Here is a 14,789-nt window from a genome sequence, read left to right on the forward strand (position 1 = left end):
TAGAGAGAAGACGAATTTAAGCGGCAGGGACTTCGGGTTTAATGGGCAAGATCACGGGTTTTCTCGAAATCGAACGGCATGACCGCAAGTACACCCCGGTCGCCGAGCGCGTGAAGCACTACAACGAGTTCGTCGTTCCCTTGACCGAGAAGGAAACGCGCGACCAGGCCGCGCGCTGCATGAATTGCGGCATTCCCTATTGCCACGGCACCGGCTCGGTCGCGCCCGGCACGCCCGGCTGCCCGGTCAACAACCAGATCCCCGACTTCAACGACCTCGTCTATCAGGGCAATTGGGAAGAGGCCTCGCGCAACCTGCACTCGACCAACAATTTCCCGGAGTTCACTGGCCGCATCTGCCCGGCGCCGTGCGAAGCGTCCTGCACGCTCAACATCGACGACAACCCCGTCACCATCAAGACCATCGAATGCGCGATCGTCGACCGCGCCTGGGACAATGGCTGGCTGAAGCCGGAAGTGGCGACCGTCAAGACCGGCAAGAAGGTCGCGGTGATCGGCTCGGGTCCGGCCGGGATGGCCTGCGCGCAGCAGCTCGCGCGCGCCGGCCACGACGTGCATCTGTTCGAGAAGTTCGCCAAGGCCGGCGGCCTGCTGCGCTACGGCATCCCCGACTTCAAGATGGAGAAGGGCGTCATCGACCGCCGCGTCAAGCAGATGGAAGGCGAAGGCGTCACCTTCCACTACAACAGCCATGTCGGCGCTGACGGCAATGTCGACCCGCGCGAGATGCTCAACGATTACGATGCCGTCGCGCTGACCGGCGGCGCAGAAGCCCCGCGCGACCTGCCGATCCCCGGCCGCGACCTCCAAGGCATCCACTACGCCATGGACTTCCTGCCGCAGCAGAACCGCCGCGTCTCCGAGGAGCCGCTCGGCGGCGTCCAGGAGATCCTGGCCGGCGGCAAGCATGTCGTCGTCATCGGCGGTGGCGACACCGGCTCTGACTGCATCGGCACCTCGCTGCGCCAGGGTGCGCTCTCGGTCACCCAGCTCGAGATCATGCCCGCCCCGCCCGAGCGCGAGAACAAGGGCCTGACCTGGCCGAACTGGCCCTTGAAGATGCGCACCTCGTCGAGCCAGGCCGAAGGCGCGATCCGCGAATACGCCGTGCTGACGCAGAAGTTTTCCGGCGAGAACGGCCAAGTCAAGAAGCTGCACTGCGTGCGCGTCGACGACAAGTTCAAGCCGATTGCCGGCACCGAGTTCGAGCTCGATGCCGAGCTCATCCTGCTCGCGATGGGTTTCGTGCATCCCGTGCACGAGGGCCTGCTCAAGCTGCTCTCGGTCGATCTCGACCCGCGCGGCAACGTCAAGGCCAACACGCTCGACTACCAGACCTCGCGCCCGAACGTGTTCACCGCCGGCGACATGCGCCGCGGCCAGTCGCTGGTGGTGTGGGCGATCCGCGAGGGCCGGCTGTGCGCGCGGTCGATTGATACGTTCCTGATGGGGAAGACGGATCTGCCGCGGTAGGTTCTCGCTCCGCTGCCAGATTTACGAAAGGTGTCATCGCCCGCGAAAGCGGGCGATCCAGTATTCCGAGACAGCTGTCGCCTACTGAGAGGCCGCGGCGTACTGGATGCCCCGGTCAAGCCGGGGCATGACTGTTGAGCAAGCGGCAAGATGGCGCGTCAATCCACGTGCTCACCGCCTCTAGTTCTGCAACCTCACCCCCACCAACATCACCGTCCCCTGCGAGCTCGACCCCGGCTGGTTCGAGTTCAGGATGTCGTGGCGCAGCGTGCCCTTGATCCAGATGTTGCGGTTGAGCTTGTAGATCAGATTGCCTTCGAGCGAGTAGGTTTTGTCGTTGCGATTCTGGTTCTGGTAGTCGTAGGTGCCGTAGGTGAACTTGCCGACGGCGGTGAGCCAGCGGCGGAAGTCGTGATCGACCTCGATCCCGTAGGTGTGCACCAGCACGCCGGAGGAGCCGGGGACCGTGGACTCCGCGATCTGCGTGTCGGTGGCGAATTTCACCGTGGTCAGGCCGCTCGCATTCCAGATCAGCGAGCCCGCGGTGAGGAAGCCCGCGAGCTGGCTGAGGCGCGGGTCGACATAGTTGCGCGCGGTATAGCCGACCGAGATCTCACCGATCAGGATGCGCGAGAACTCGAAGCTCGAGCCGACCTTGGCGTAGCCACCCGATGAATCGCGGAAATAGCCGTTGCGGTCGGCGGGCTGGTCGTGCACGCGACTGTCGCCTTCGATCTCGACGAACGGCTTCAGCCCCGGCTTGAGGTCGTAGGAGAAACGACCGATGCCGCCATACTGGTTGAAGTCGCGGTCGTTGTTGCTGAAGGTCGAGCCGTCGGTCAGCTTGGAATCGGTGTAGGCGGTGCGATCGACGGTGGCGCCGGCGGCCACCTGGAAGCGATTGAAGGTCTGGTCGAAGCCGAAGGTGCCGCCATAGCTGGCGTAGATCGGATATTTCTGCAGGCCCGCCTGCACGTTCGGGCTGCCGGGATTGTCGGTCGCGACCCGCAGCCGGAACTGCGAGGTGAGCTTGAGGTCGCGACTGACGTCAAAACGACCGTCGACATGGCCGGTGAAATCGGGGCGGTCGATCTCGACCGGCGACGGCGAGGCAAAGCCGTCGATCGTCGCCGGCATGTTGTTGGTGTAGCCGGAGAACGAGCCGCGCAGATCGGCGACCAGCGCGTGGCGCTCCCAGTCGGACATCACGAGAAGATCGGGCGCGACGACATAGGCCGGCGAGCCGACCGGCTTGTTCAGGCGCGCCGGATTGGTGTCGTAGCCGGCGGAGAGCTCGAGCCCGCCCTTGATCAGGAAGCTGCCGGCATAGTCGCCGACCGCTCCGAACGCATCGTCGTCGGCCTTGAGGCGGCGGCGCAGCGGCTGGCCGGGCACGGTGCCCGCCATCGCCCGCGGCACCGGCGCCTTGTTTGCGGTTTCCGACGGTGGCGGCGCGATGCGCGGCGGCCCTAGCGTCCGGTCCGGCGTTGCTGGCGGCACCGGCGAGCCGGGTCCGACCGGGCGCTTCGGCTTCGGCTGCCCGGGATAGAGCTTTGGCTGCTGCCGCTTGCGGTTGAGCGAGTCGTAGCCGGAGCCGCTGGCGCCGTTGGCGGCCGGCAGGCCGTAGGTCGGCACCTGGCCGACGCGCGAGGTCGCCGGCGCCTGCTGGCGCTTGCGCGGATCGGCATTGGGATCGGGCAGCGCCGGGAGCGCATCCAACGGCGCCTGCGGCACGCCCGCCGTGCGGCGCGTCGGCAGCGTGTCGGGCGCGGCAAAGCCGCCGCGATTGGGATTGAACAGGTCGGGCGTGAGGCTCTGGGCGGCCGCCGGCGCGCTTCCGAGGGCAGTCAGCGCCAGGCACGGCAAAGCCGCACGCAGGAAATGCCCGCGTTTGCTCCGGCTCGTGCCTGGAGGCGCCCCCACGATGTAAGAACTCCAACGAAATCAAAGACTTCCACGACGACCTCCGCCAGCGGGCGGGAACCATCGTTAATGGAGTTAAAACAATTATGGTTAATGACCCGTTTCGGGGCCTGGCGCTCTCGTCGCCTCGCCGGTCTGGCCATGCTAAGCAGGCGCCAACGGGCGAGCGCCCCTCCTCCCTGGACCTGAACATGTCGAGCTCGAAACCCCTGATGACCCCATCATCCGGCCCCAACCCCGACAGCGTCGAATCCGCGCTCCGCACCTTGGAGACGGAGAGCGGCGGCATCAACGCGCTCGCCGCTGCCCTGCGCGGTCCGCTGGGCGCGACCTTCGCCAAGGCGGTCGACCTGATCCGCAACGCCAAGGGCCGCGTCATCGTCACCGGGCTTGGCAAGTCCGGCCACATGGCGCGCAAGATCGCTGCGACGCTGGCCTCGACCGGCACGCCGGCCTTCTTCGTCCACACCGCGGAGGCCGCCCATGGCGACCTCGGAATGATCACCGCCGACGACGTCATCATGGCGCTGTCCTGGTCCGGCGAGCAGCCGGAGATGAAGACGCTGGTGAACTATTCGGCGCGCTTCGCGATCCCGATGATCGCGGTGACGTCGAACGCGGCGTCCTCGCTGGGCCAGGCCGCCGACATCGTGATCGAGCTGCCGAAGGCGCGCGAGGCCTGCCCGCACAATCTGGCGCCGACCACCTCGACGCTGATGCAGGCTGCAATCGGCGATGCCATTGCCATCGCGCTGCTCGAAGGCCGCGGTTTTACCGCGCTGGAGTTCGCGCATTTCCACCCGGGCGGCAAGCTGGGCGCGATGCTGAAATTCGTCCGCGACTACATGCGCACCGGCGCGGAGATCCCGGTGAAACCTGAAGGCACCAAGATGTCGGACGCGGTGATGGAGATGTCGGCCAAGGGGCTTGGCTGCGTCTGCATCGTCAACGCCGCGAACGAGGCCATCGGCATCATCACCGACGGCGATTTGCGCCGTCACATGCGGCCGGACCTGCTGACGGTGTCGGTCGACGACATCATGACCAGGCAGCCGAAGACCGTGCCGCCCTCGATGCTCGCCAGCGAGATGATCGAGGTGCTGAACACCCGCAAGATCACCACGCTGGTGGTGACCGAAGCCGACAAGGTGGTGGGCATCGTGCACCTGCACGATCTGCTGCGGGCGGGCGTGGCGTAGGGCCGCTCTTTCCACATCGTCATTGCGAGCGCAGCGAAGCAATCCAGACCGCCTCCGCGGAGACGGTCTGGATTGCTTCGTCGCAAGAGCTCCTCGCAATGACGAGCGGTTAGAGCGGTGCCGGAAACCTCACCGCCCTCTCCTCCAGCGGCAGCTTCAGCCCGTTCGCCAGGTACGACACCGTGCGGTAGAAGCCGCACAGCAGCATGATCTCCAGGATCTGGGCCTCGTCGTAATGCGCCGACAGCGCGGCGAATTCAGCGTCGTCCAACGTCGCGCGGTGATACAGCGCATCGACGGCGGCGATCAACGCCTGCTCGGCCGGCGACCAGCACGGTGACGTCGCATCGCCCCGCACGGTCGCGTGCACCTCCTCCTCGCTGAGCCGCGCCGGCCCGGCGAAGATCGCGACATGCACGCCCCATTCATATTCGCATCCGGTCAGCGCGCAGGTGCGGTCGATCACGATCTCGCGCTGGCGCAATGACAGCGGGCCGGGATCGAGCAGCCCGCCGGCGCGGAACTTGTCCCAGGCGCGGGCGTGGCCCGCCATCACCCGAAACAGCACCAGCGGCGGCGCACCGCGCATGATGCGGTCGAACTGCGCCTGGATCTCCGGGGGATAAGGCGGGACGAGCGGCGCGATGCGCGGCGTGGCCTGGGACATCAGCTGTCTCCGTTGCTACAATTATCGTAGCAATACGCTACATTATTTGTAGCACGACGCAAGAGGGCCGGGATGGCGAAACAGGCAGCATCAGGGAGCCGCAATGTCCGCGGCTCGCGCACCGGGCGGCCGATCATGGCGCTGCTCGACCTCCTCGGCCGACGCTGGAGCCTGCGGATCTTGTGGGAATTGCGCGACCAAGCCCTCACCTCCCGCGCGTTGCGCACCGCCTGCGACGAGGCCTCGCCGACAGTGCTGCAGGCGCGGCTGACGGAGCTGCGCGACGCAGGGTTCGTGGAGCTGGGCGACGGTGGAGGTTACGGGCTGACGGCACTGGGGCGGGAGCTGTGCGAGACGTTCATGCCCCTGCACCGGTTTGCGGAGAGGTGGAAGAGGTAGAGCAGCCAAGCACGCTGCCTTTCTCTCCACAAACTCAGTATCGCGTTCGGTGAGAGATACCCCTCACCCGTCTCGCCGCTACGCGGCGAGCCACCCTCTCCCGCAAGGGGAGAGGGGAAGAAAGGATCACGCCGCGGCCACCGTCAAATTCGCACCGTCCACCTGCACCACCTTCACCCGCGTCCCGGCCGGCGTATCGGGCCCGGCCACGCGCCACACCGTGTCGCCGAGGCGCACGGTGCCGTTGCCGTCGATGATCGGTTTCTCCAGCGTGAACTCGCGGCCGAGCAATGCCTCGCTGCGCTTGTTCAGGAAGGGGCTGGTGCTTGCGTCCAGCTTCGGCCGCGCGAGCCGGCGCCACACCGGCACGGCGGCGGCAGCGAAGATTGCGAACATCACGAGCTGGATCTGCCACGACACGGCGACAGCAAAGGAGATCAGGCCAACCAGCAACGCGGCGAGGCCGAGCCAGAACAGGAACACGCCCGGCGCCAGCACCTCCAGCGCCATCAGGATGAAGCCGAAGATCAGCCAATTCCAGGTGCCGAGCGATACGAACATGTCGGTCATGACACGACCTCTTTATGCTGGCGTATGCCCTGATCGGAAAACCGGTCCCCACTTTTCCGGGGCATGCGCTTTAAATTGCCGCATGCACTTTTCGAAAGTGCATGCGCTTTGATTACCCCTGTCGCGGCGGTACCGCCGGCGGCGTGGGGCCGGTCGTCGGCACCGAGCCGCCGCGGCGGGCGGCAGCGGCCGCGGACGCCGCGCTTTCGCCGAACGTTGCCTTGGCGATCTCGCCGATGCCGGCGAGCGAGCCCAGCATGCTCATCGCTTCGACCGGAAGCATGATGACCTTCTGGTTCGGCGAGTCCGCCAGTTGCCCGAACGCCTTGATATACTTGTCGGCGATGAAATAGTTCAGCGCGGCGACGTCTCCCTTGGAGATAGCCTCACTGACCATCTGCGTCGCCTTGGCCTCGGCCTCCGCGGAACGTTCGCGAGCCTCGGCGTCGCGGAACGCAGCTTCCTTGCGGCCTTCGGCCTGGAGGATCTGCCCCTGCTTGGCGCCCTCGGCGCGCAGGATCTCGGACTGGCGCTGGCCTTCGGCGGCCAGAATGTCGGCGCGCTTGACGCGCTCGGCCTTCATCTGCCGGCCCATGGCTTCGACGAGGTCGGCGGGCGGCACGATGTCCTTGATCTCGATGCGGTTGACCTTGAGGCCCCAGGGCGAGACCGCAGCGTCGACGACGCGAAGCAGGCGCTCGTTGATCTCGTCGCGATGCGACAGCACCTGGTCGAGATCCATCGCTCCCATCACCGAGCGGATGTTGGTCATGGTCAGGACCGTGATGGCCTGGGTCAGGTTGGAGACCTCGTAGCTCGCCTTGGCGGCATCGAACACCTGGTAGAAGGCGACGCCGTCCACCGTCACGGTGGCGTTGTCCTTGGTGATGACCTCCTGCTCGGGAATGTCGATCACCTGCTCCATCATGTTGATCTTGCGTCCGACGCGATCGAAATAGGGCACGATCAGGTTGAGCCCGGGGCTCAGCGTCTGGGTGTATTTGCCGAACCGCTCGATGGTCCAGTCATAGCCCTGCGGCACCGTCTTCACGCCGGCGACCAGCGTGACGATGACGAGCAACACCAGAACAATCGCGAAAACATCGAAACCGCTCATACTTCCTCCAAGGCGGGAAAGCCCTTTCCCGCGCTGTCATTGGTCGGGAACGCAACCCTACCGGTTCAGCGGTCACCATTTACGTCGGCGCGGGGCGACATTTCCACAAGAAGTACGGAGGCGGAACGATCGCCGATAAGTATTGTGAGAAAGCCCTTGAAAGGGCACGGAGGCAACCTAGCAACGACCGGTGTCCTAGTTGGACCATGTAAAATTCACCGGCTTCAGCGCGGCGAGCTCGGGCCGCTCCTTGCGCAGCTTCGCCAGTTGGACGGCCGTCGGCCTTGTCTCGAAACTGCGTTGCTGCCCTGGAAAGACGGTCGCAACGTAATACAGTCCGGGGGCGGGAAGATCGATCTTGGGCGTATGCACCGGCACGAATCCCATCGACGCGCCATTCGGGAGATAGGTGCCCGGGCGACCCGTCGTCGTATAGTTTTGCAGCTCAAGCCCCGTCGTTCCGACAGCGACCGGAATCGCAACAAAGCCGTCCGGAGCAAGGCTGATCCCTCGCGCGTTGATCGCGGGAAAACCGTTGTGAACGAACTGAAGATAGTTGATCGTCTCGCTGCCGCCGTTTGCGACCAGGACAATGGCCGTATCACTCTTGACGGCACCGCCGGCCCGCACCGCTTCCGGATACATGGTCGACGCAACGTCCCCGGTCGTGTTGCAGCCAGCGAGTCCGCAGGCCACGACGGCTACAAGCAACAATCCCCGCATGTAATCGCGCCCGCCCCGTTCGAGCCGCATCGCTCGCGGCAACATCCCCACCGTCATTCTGCCCCAGGAATTCCGGAATCACCAGTCGAAGGTAGCTTCGGCGCCCCTATTCAACCACGGTGTTGGCGAGCGCAAGCAGCGAGGGCGACATCGTCAACCCCAGCGCCCTCGCCGTCTTCAGGTTGATCGCCAGCTCGAACTTGGTGGGGTTCTGGACCGGCAGGTCGGCTGCCTGCGCGCCTTTCAGGATGCGATCGATGTAGTTGGCAGCGCGGCGGAGCTGCTCGGCGCTGTCGGTGCTGTAGGACATCAGCCCGCCCTCGTCGACGAAGGTGCGGCTCCAGAACACCGCCGGCACGCGGGCTTCACCGATTGCAGCCAGGAGCTGGGAACGATTGGCCATGGTGAAGAAGTCAGGCAGCACCAGGTGGCCGCTGTCCTTTCGCGAAGCCAGCGCGGCGATCGAGCCGGCGTCCTGAACCGGCGCTGCCTCGACCGTCACGTGAAGCGTCCGTGCGGCGTCCTCGATCGTGCGCAGCATCAGGGGCGCGAACGGCGCGGTGGCGGGATTGTAGACGACGAAGACGCGGGACACTTTTGGCGTGACCTGCGTCAGCATCTCCAGCCATTTGCCGGCGAGCGGGCCGTCGTAATCGGTGAAGCCGGTGATGTTGCCGCCGGGATGGGCGAGGTTTTTGACAAAGCCCTGGCTGACGGGATCGGTCACGACGGCGAACACGATCGGGATCGTCGTGGTGCGCTGGCGCAACTCCTCGACCGAGGGCGTGCCGACCGCGAGCAGGATGTCCGGCTTGAGCGCCACGAGTTCGTCGGCGAGGCGCGCGATGCGCGCCCGGTCGCCGGCGCCGCTGCGCCAATCGATCCTGAGGTTGTCGTGCTCCTTCCAGCCATGAGCGGCGAGCGTCTCGACCAGGATCGTGCTGCGGGCCTGCCCGATCGCGTCATCCGCGGCCGTGACCGAGAGCACGCCGAGCCGCCGGGTCGCGTTCGGCTGCTGCGCCAGCACCGAGGCCGGCAGCGCGGCGATCGTCCCAAGAAGCGCCAAAGTCTCGCGGCGGTTCATGGGACACGCCATCAAATCCAGCCCTGAAGCTCGCGCAGCACCAGGGTGCGGATCACGTCCATGCCCGGATCGCTGTCGTTGAGACAGGGGATCGCGGAAAACTGCTCGCCGCCATTATGCTTGAAGATCTCGGCATTCTCCTGCGCGATCTCCTCCAGCGTCTCCAGGCAGTCGGCGGAAAAGCCCGGCGTCACCACCGCGATGCGGCGCACGCCCTCCTTGGCCAGGCGCTCCATGGTCTTGTCGGTGTAGGGCTGGAGCCACTCGTCATTGCCGAAGCGCGACTGGAAGGTCAGCAGCAGTTTCGTCTCGTCCATGCCGAGCCGGCGGCGCAGCGCCTCGGTCGTGGCGACGCAGTGGCTTTGGTAGGGATCGCCCTTGTCGACATAGGATTTCGGCATGCCGTGGAAGGACGCCACGATCAGCTCCGGCGTGAACGGCAGCGTCGCCAGATGCGTCTCGATCGAGATCGCGAGCGCCTCGATATAGGCCTCGTCCTCGTAATAAGGCGGCGTCACCCGCAGCGTCGGCTGGTTACGCAAGCGGGCGAGCACGCGGAACACTTCGTCGCAGACCGTCGCCGAGGTCGAGGCGGAATATTGCGGATAGAGCGGCACGGCGAGGATGCGGTCGCACCCCTTCGCGATCAGCGCGTCGATGCCGGACTTGATCGAGGGATTGCCGTAGCGCATCGCCCAGTCCACGACAACGTGGTCGCTGTCAGACAGTGCGGCCGCAAGCTTGTCACTCTGCGAGCGCGTGATGGTCTTCAGCGGCGACTCGTTCCGCTCATTGTTCCAGATCTTCTGATAGTCCAGCGCCTTGGTGCGGGGACGGCTGCGCAGGATGATGCCGTTGAGCACGAACTGCCAGACGAGCCCCTGGTCCTCGATGACGCGGGCGTCCGAGAGGAATTCCTTGAGATAGACCCGCACGCCGGGCGCATCGGCCGTATCGGGCGTGCCGAGATTGACCAGGAGCACGCCGACGCGCCGCAGGCTGGACCGGACGGCGGGCTTTTGCGCTGCGATGGGGGCAATTGTCGTCATGATCAGTTGCGTCGCGCGTTGCTCCGAACTTGTCAAGATGAGGTCGATTTCGCTAGGGTCGCGCCCAAGCGGGGAGGGGCTGATGACACTCGCGGAATTCTGCGTATTGGGAGCGCTGCTGCTTTATCTGACGACGATCGTCTCGATCAAATGGACGCGGTTTCGCATCTTCGACAATTCCCGGCCGCGCGACCCCGCCTTCTTCGAGGATGCGCTGGCGCAGCGCGCGCTTGGTGCCCACCAGAACGGCATCGAGACCTTTCCGTTCTTCGCCTTCGCGGTGCTGCTTGCCGAATTCCGGGATTCGCCGCAGCGGCTGATCGACGAGCTCGCCGTGCTGTTCCTGATCGTGCGGATCGCCTACGTGCTGACCTATCTCGGCAACCGCCCGACGCTGCGCTCGATCCTCTGGAGCATCGGTTTTGCGATCAATCTCGGGATCTTCTTCATGCCGGCGCTGAAGCGGTTTTTGCCGGTGTGATCTTTCTTCCTTCTCCCCTTGTGGGAGAAGGTGGCGCGCGTAGCGCGACGGATGAGGGGTATCTCTCCGCACGATTCAATCGTGAGAGGTTTGCTCGCGGAGAGATACCCCTCGCCCGTCTCGCCGCTACGCGGCGAGCCACCCTCCCCCACAAGGGGGGAGGGAAAGAGCAACCTTAGAAACACGTCGTCCGTTCGGCGGCGATGTAGCCGAACAGCAGGCCCGCGCCGAACAGCAGCACAAGGCCGGCGGCGCCGAATTCGATGCCGCGCATGAACAGGGCACCGCCGCCGTCGCGCCCGGCGCTGAGGCGGGCGGCGATGTCCTTGGCGGAGACGGCGACGACGGCGATGGCCGCGACCGTAATGGCGGTGCCGAGCCCCATCAGCAAGGTCGCGGCGATGCCGGCCCAGAACAGGCCCTGCGCCAGCGCGAACACCAGTACCAGGATCGCACCCGAGCAGGGCCGAATGCCGACTGTCAGGATCGCAGCGAACCCGCGCCGCCAGCCGCCGGGGCCGGCGAGCTCGCTCGGCGTCGGACCGTGGGAATGGCCGCAATGCTCGTCATGGACGTGGTCATGCGCATGGTGGTGATGGGCGTGGGCGTGACCATGGTCGTGATGATGGTGATCATGACCGTGATCGTGGTCATGATGGTCATGGGCATCATGGTGATGGCCGTGATCGTGATGGTCATGCGGCACGCCGGCGATCGCCGGCACCGGCTGGACCGCCTGCAGCGCACGGATGAAGGTGCGGCCCTTGACCCAGACCAGCCGCAGGCCGAACAGCGCGATCAGGCCGTAGCTCGCGATCTCGATCGCGCCTTCCGCCTTGCACATGGTCTTGGCGGTGGCGTTCAGCACCCAGGCCGAGATGCCGACGATCAGGATCGCCACCAGCGACTGCATCAGCGCCGAGGCAAACGACAGCGCGATGCCGCGCCGCGCGGTCTCGCGGTTGGCGACGAGATAGGAGGCGATTACCGCCTTGCCGTGGCCGGGGCCGGCGGCGTGGAAGATGCCATAGGCAAAGGAGATGAAGAGCAGCGTCCACACCGCCGAGCCGTCGGACTTGGCGGCGCGAATGGTCGCCGACATCTGGCGATAGAATTCCGACTGCTTTGCCAACAGCCAGCCAATGACGCCGCTGGCCTCGGGCTCCGCGGCCTGCGCCGGGCGTGGTGCACCGAACGGATTTTGCGCGAGGAGATCGTGAAGCGCGGCGTCCGCCACGCTCACAACAAGGAACACGGCCGCACAGGCCAGAAGCCCGCGCACAAGCGGGGAACGAAGACGACCAATCAAGGGCAATCCACCGTGATCTTGTTGGCGAACATCATGCCGAAATTCGAGTTCTCACCGTTCAGGAAGGTCTGCTCGTTGAGCTTCTGCGCGGTGGCGGAGCCGTCGCTGGGCCGATCGAGCTTCATCTGGCAGCCGGCGGGCGCGCCGACCAGCTTGACCGGATTGTCCTTGGCCATCTGGAAGTCGATGAAGTAGGAGCGGTCGAACACTTCGAGCACCAGCTGCTTGGGCTTGACCGGGTTCTTCAGCGGCAGCGTGAAGTGCAGGGTCAGCACGGTATCCTTGTAGTCGAGGAAGTAGTCGACCGGATCGTTAAAACGCTCCTTCTTGCCGTCGGCTCGCGCAAAGGTGAAGTAGGCGTATTCCTTCAGCGACTCGACATTGGTCTGCGCCAGCGGCCCGAGCTCCTCGCGCGTATAGGCGCCCTTGGTCTTGCTCTCGAGCCCCTGCAGGGCATAGGCCGAAAACATGTCATCAAAAGTCCAGGCGTGGCGCACGCCGGTGATGCTGCCGTCGGCGGCGTAGAGCAGCTCGCTAGTCGCGGTGATCCAGACATGCGGATGCGCCCGCGCCGCGCCGGCTGCGAACGTCATCGCAGCGGCGAGCAACAGGCCGAACAGGGCACGCATGCCCATCAGGCTGCCTTTGCGTCATCGAGCAGGCCGCGCCGGCGGAGCAGCGCGTCGGGCTCCGGCGGGCGGCCGCGGAAGGCTTCATAGGCGGCCTCGGGATCGACCGATCCACCCGAGGAGTAGATGTCGTCGTGCAGGCGCTTTGCCACTGCAGGATCGAAGATGTCGCCGGCCTCCTCGAAGGCGCCGAAGGCGTCGGCGTCCATCACCTCCGACCACATGTAGCTGTAGTAACCGGAGGCATAATGGTCGCCGGAGAAGATGTGGCCGAACTGGGTGGGGCGGTGGCGCAGCGAGATCTCCTCGGGCATGCCGATCTTTTCCAGCTCCTTCTTCTCGAAGGCGCGGACATCCTGCGCGGCGGAAGCCGGCTGGGTGTGGAATTCGAGATCGACCAGCGCCGAGGAGACGAACTCGACCGTGGCAAAGCCCTGGTTGAACTTTCGTGCGGCGAGGAAGCGCTGGAGCAGATCGTCCGGCAGCGGCTCGCCGGTCTGGTAGTGGCGGGCGAACTGCTGCAGCACCTCGGGCCGCTCCTGCCAGTGCTCGTAGAGCTGGGACGGCAGCTCGACGAAGTCGGTGAACACCGCGGTGCCCGAGAGTGACGGATAGGTCACATTGGAGAGCATGCCGTGCAGGCCGTGGCCGAACTCATGGAACAGGGTCCGGGCATCGTCGGGCGACAGCAGCGAGGGCTCGCCGTTCGCGCCCTTGGCGAAGTTGCAGACATTGATGACGAGCGGCGCGATCTCGCCGTCGAGCTTCTGCTGGTCGCGCAGCGAGGTCATCCAGGCGCCGGAGCGCTTCGACGGCCGGGCATAGTAGTCGCCGTAGAACAGCGCCTTGTGCTTGCCGTCCGGCCCCTTTACCTCCCAGACCCTTACATCCGGGTGCCAGGCCGGCACGTCCTTGCGCTCCTCGAAGGTGATGCCGAACAGGCGGGTGGCGCAGTCGAAGGCGGCGGCGATCATGTGATCGAGCGTAAGATACGGCTTGATCGCGGCGTCGTCGAAATTGGCGCGCTGGAGGCGGAGTTTTTCGGCATAGAAGCGCCAGTCCCAGGGCGCGAGCTTGAAATTGCCGCCCTCTTCCGTGATCAGCGCCTGCATCTCGTCGCGGTCGGAGAGCGCACGCGCACGCGCCGGCTTCCAGACCCGCTCCAGCAGGCCGCGCACCGCATCCGGCGTCTTGGCCATGGAATCCTCGAGCCGGTAGGCGGCGAAGGTCGGATAGCCCAGAAGCTTGGCGCTCTCCTCGCGCAGTTGCAGGATCTCGACGATGGTGCCGTTGTTGTCGTTGGCATTGCCGTTGTCGCCGCGCGCCGTGAAGGCCTTGTAGACCTTCTCGCGCAGGTCGCGGCGGGCCGAGCTCTTCAGGAACGGCTCGGTCGAGGAGCGCGACAGCGTGACGATGGCCTTGCCGTCCATGCCGCGCTCTTCCGCCGCAGCCTTGGCGGCTGCGACGAAGCTCTCCGGCAGGCCCTCGCGGTCGGCCTCCCCCAACTCCATGAACCACTCCTGCTCGTCGCCAAGCAGGTGGTGGCTAAAGCCGGTGCCGAGTTGGGCGAGCTTCTCGTTGATCTCCGCCATCCGCGCCTTGGCCTCTTCGGAGAGGCCGGCGCCGGAACGGTGGAAGCGGGTGTAGGTGCGCTCCAGCAGGCGGAGCTGCTCGGGCGAAAGACCAAGACCGGCGCGGTTCTCGTGCAGATGGGCGATGCGACCAAACAGCACGGCGTTCATCATGATCGGATTCCAGTGCCGCGCCATCCGCAAGGAGACCTCCTTGTCGATCTCCAGGATGGCCGGGTTGGAATGCGCCGAGACGAGGTCGTAGAAGACCGCCGCGACCTTGGTGAGGAGCTTGCCGGAGCGCTCCAGCGCCGTGATGGTGTTGGCGAAGTCGGCGGCCGCCGGATCGTTGGTGATCGCCGCGATCTCGGCGGAGTGATCGGCGAAGGCCTGCTCGAAGGCCGGCAGAAAGTGCTCGGGCTTGACCTCGTCGAAGGGCGGGGTCGCAAACGGCGTCACCCAGGCCTTCAGCAGCGGGTTGGTCTCGGGGTCCGTGGTTTGGCGGGGGTCTGACATCGCAAGTCCCGGTTTTTGTGGCTCGATTGTTGGGGTCAGCTATAGCACGCGATGGGGCT

General features: G+C 65.6%; 14 protein-coding genes. 4 read left to right on the top strand and 10 right to left on the bottom strand.

Annotated elements, in window-relative coordinates; genetic code table 11:
• Positions 1 to 41 precede the first annotated feature (41 nt).
• Entirely contained in the window at positions 42 to 1,493 is a 1,452-nt protein-coding gene (locus tag AB4Z51_RS07890) for a glutamate synthase subunit beta (RefSeq protein WP_085398400.1), read from the top strand.
• A gap of 180 nt (positions 1,494 to 1,673) precedes the next feature.
• Here AB4Z51_RS07890 and AB4Z51_RS07895 read toward each other — a convergent pair whose 3' ends face one another.
• Entirely contained in the window at positions 1,674 to 3,416 is a 1,743-nt protein-coding gene (locus AB4Z51_RS07895; RefSeq protein ID WP_135214792.1) for an outer membrane beta-barrel protein, read from the bottom strand.
• A gap of 191 nt (positions 3,417 to 3,607) precedes the next feature.
• Here AB4Z51_RS07895 and AB4Z51_RS07900 point away from each other — a divergent pair, with 191 nt between their 5' ends.
• Positions 3,608 to 4,615, top strand: a complete 1,008-nt coding sequence (locus AB4Z51_RS07900; RefSeq protein ID WP_085398398.1) for a KpsF/GutQ family sugar-phosphate isomerase — start codon at positions 3,608 to 3,610, stop codon at positions 4,613 to 4,615.
• A 109-nt stretch (positions 4,616 to 4,724) separates the two neighbouring features.
• On the opposite strand, the gene AB4Z51_RS07905 is transcribed toward AB4Z51_RS07900, so the two are convergent.
• A complete protein-coding gene (locus tag AB4Z51_RS07905; protein WP_085398397.1) occupies positions 4,725 to 5,282 on the bottom strand; it encodes a carboxymuconolactone decarboxylase family protein in 558 nt (185 codons plus the stop codon).
• Between the two features lie 72 nt (positions 5,283 to 5,354).
• On the opposite strand from AB4Z51_RS07905, the gene AB4Z51_RS07910 reads away from it, so the two are divergent.
• Positions 5,355 to 5,681: a winged helix-turn-helix transcriptional regulator gene (locus AB4Z51_RS07910; protein ID WP_085398396.1), complete on the top strand. Its 327-nt coding sequence runs from the start codon at positions 5,355 to 5,357 to the stop codon at positions 5,679 to 5,681.
• A 126-nt stretch (positions 5,682 to 5,807) separates the two neighbouring features.
• Here AB4Z51_RS07910 and AB4Z51_RS07915 read toward each other — a convergent pair whose 3' ends face one another.
• The 5 genes from AB4Z51_RS07915 to hemH all read right to left on the bottom strand — a co-directional run bounded on the left by AB4Z51_RS07915 (position 5,808) and on the right by hemH (position 10,224).
• Entirely contained in the window at positions 5,808 to 6,251 is a 444-nt protein-coding gene (locus tag AB4Z51_RS07915) for an NfeD family protein (RefSeq protein ID WP_028148102.1), read from the bottom strand.
• 112 nt (positions 6,252 to 6,363) lie between these two features.
• Positions 6,364 to 7,368, bottom strand: a complete 1,005-nt coding sequence (locus tag AB4Z51_RS07920) for an SPFH domain-containing protein (protein WP_071909416.1) — start codon at positions 7,366 to 7,368, stop codon at positions 6,364 to 6,366.
• Positions 7,369 to 7,563: 195 nt separating this feature from the next.
• The gene (locus tag AB4Z51_RS07925) at positions 7,564 to 8,121 is read right to left on the bottom strand and encodes a hypothetical protein (RefSeq protein ID WP_245343907.1); all 558 of its coding nucleotides are present in this window, start codon (positions 8,119 to 8,121) and stop codon (positions 7,564 to 7,566) included.
• A gap of 76 nt (positions 8,122 to 8,197) precedes the next feature.
• Positions 8,198 to 9,175 carry an ABC transporter substrate-binding protein gene (locus AB4Z51_RS07930; protein WP_085398395.1) on the bottom strand — a complete coding sequence of 326 codons (978 nt, stop codon included), beginning with the start codon at positions 9,173 to 9,175 and terminating at the stop codon, positions 8,198 to 8,200.
• Between the two features lie 11 nt (positions 9,176 to 9,186).
• Complete coding sequence (gene hemH, locus AB4Z51_RS07935; RefSeq protein WP_085398394.1) at positions 9,187 to 10,224, bottom strand: ferrochelatase; 1,038 nt, start codon at positions 10,222 to 10,224, stop codon at positions 9,187 to 9,189.
• 82 nt (positions 10,225 to 10,306) lie between these two features.
• Here hemH and AB4Z51_RS07940 point away from each other — a divergent pair, with 82 nt between their 5' ends.
• Positions 10,307 to 10,705, top strand: coding sequence for an MAPEG family protein (locus tag AB4Z51_RS07940; RefSeq protein ID WP_085398393.1), 399 nt, complete (start codon positions 10,307 to 10,309; stop codon positions 10,703 to 10,705).
• Between the two features lie 175 nt (positions 10,706 to 10,880).
• On the opposite strand, the gene AB4Z51_RS07945 is transcribed toward AB4Z51_RS07940, so the two are convergent.
• From AB4Z51_RS07945 to AB4Z51_RS07955, 3 genes are read right to left on the bottom strand one after another with little or no spacing between them, the layout of a single operon-like run.
• A complete protein-coding gene (locus tag AB4Z51_RS07945; RefSeq protein ID WP_085398468.1) occupies positions 10,881 to 12,020 on the bottom strand; it encodes a nickel/cobalt transporter in 1,140 nt (379 codons plus the stop codon).
• Positions 12,011 to 12,649, bottom strand: coding sequence for a DUF1007 family protein (locus AB4Z51_RS07950; RefSeq protein WP_085398469.1), 639 nt, complete (start codon positions 12,647 to 12,649; stop codon positions 12,011 to 12,013). The genes AB4Z51_RS07945 and AB4Z51_RS07950 overlap by 10 nt, the downstream gene beginning before the upstream one ends.
• On the bottom strand, positions 12,649 to 14,730 hold the full coding sequence (locus tag AB4Z51_RS07955; protein ID WP_135214791.1) for a M3 family metallopeptidase: 2,082 nt from the start codon (positions 14,728 to 14,730) through the stop codon (positions 12,649 to 12,651). Before AB4Z51_RS07955 ends, AB4Z51_RS07950 begins: the two co-directional genes overlap by 1 nt.
• Positions 14,731 to 14,789 lie beyond the last annotated feature (59 nt).

The organism is Bradyrhizobium sp. 2TAF36 (genome assembly GCF_052114925.1).
Lineage (GTDB): Bacteria > Pseudomonadota > Alphaproteobacteria > Rhizobiales > Xanthobacteraceae > Bradyrhizobium > Bradyrhizobium barranii.

Excerpts from the sequence above, each read along its gene's own strand:
- AB4Z51_RS07890 (WP_085398400.1), top strand. The coding sequence starts at position 42 with ATGGGCAAGATCACGGGTTTTCTCGAAATCGAACGGCATGACCGCAAG.
- AB4Z51_RS07900 (WP_085398398.1), top strand. The coding sequence starts at position 3,608 with ATGTCGAGCTCGAAACCCCTGATGACCCCATCATCCGGCCCCAACCCC.
- AB4Z51_RS07905 (WP_085398397.1), bottom strand. The coding sequence starts at position 5,282 with ATGTCCCAGGCCACGCCGCGCATCGCGCCGCTCGTCCCGCCTTATCCC.
- AB4Z51_RS07910 (WP_085398396.1), top strand. The coding sequence starts at position 5,355 with ATGGCGAAACAGGCAGCATCAGGGAGCCGCAATGTCCGCGGCTCGCGC.
- AB4Z51_RS07915 (WP_028148102.1), bottom strand. The coding sequence starts at position 6,251 with ATGACCGACATGTTCGTATCGCTCGGCACCTGGAATTGGCTGATCTTC.
- AB4Z51_RS07920 (WP_071909416.1), bottom strand. The coding sequence starts at position 7,368 with ATGAGCGGTTTCGATGTTTTCGCGATTGTTCTGGTGTTGCTCGTCATC.
- AB4Z51_RS07925 (WP_245343907.1), bottom strand. The coding sequence starts at position 8,121 with ATGCGGCTCGAACGGGGCGGGCGCGATTACATGCGGGGATTGTTGCTT.
- AB4Z51_RS07930 (WP_085398395.1), bottom strand. The coding sequence starts at position 9,175 with ATGAACCGCCGCGAGACTTTGGCGCTTCTTGGGACGATCGCCGCGCTG.
- hemH (WP_085398394.1), bottom strand. The coding sequence starts at position 10,224 with ATGACGACAATTGCCCCCATCGCAGCGCAAAAGCCCGCCGTCCGGTCC.
- AB4Z51_RS07940 (WP_085398393.1), top strand. The coding sequence starts at position 10,307 with ATGACACTCGCGGAATTCTGCGTATTGGGAGCGCTGCTGCTTTATCTG.
- AB4Z51_RS07950 (WP_085398469.1), bottom strand. The coding sequence starts at position 12,649 with ATGGGCATGCGTGCCCTGTTCGGCCTGTTGCTCGCCGCTGCGATGACG.
- AB4Z51_RS07955 (WP_135214791.1), bottom strand. The coding sequence starts at position 14,730 with ATGTCAGACCCCCGCCAAACCACGGACCCCGAGACCAACCCGCTGCTG.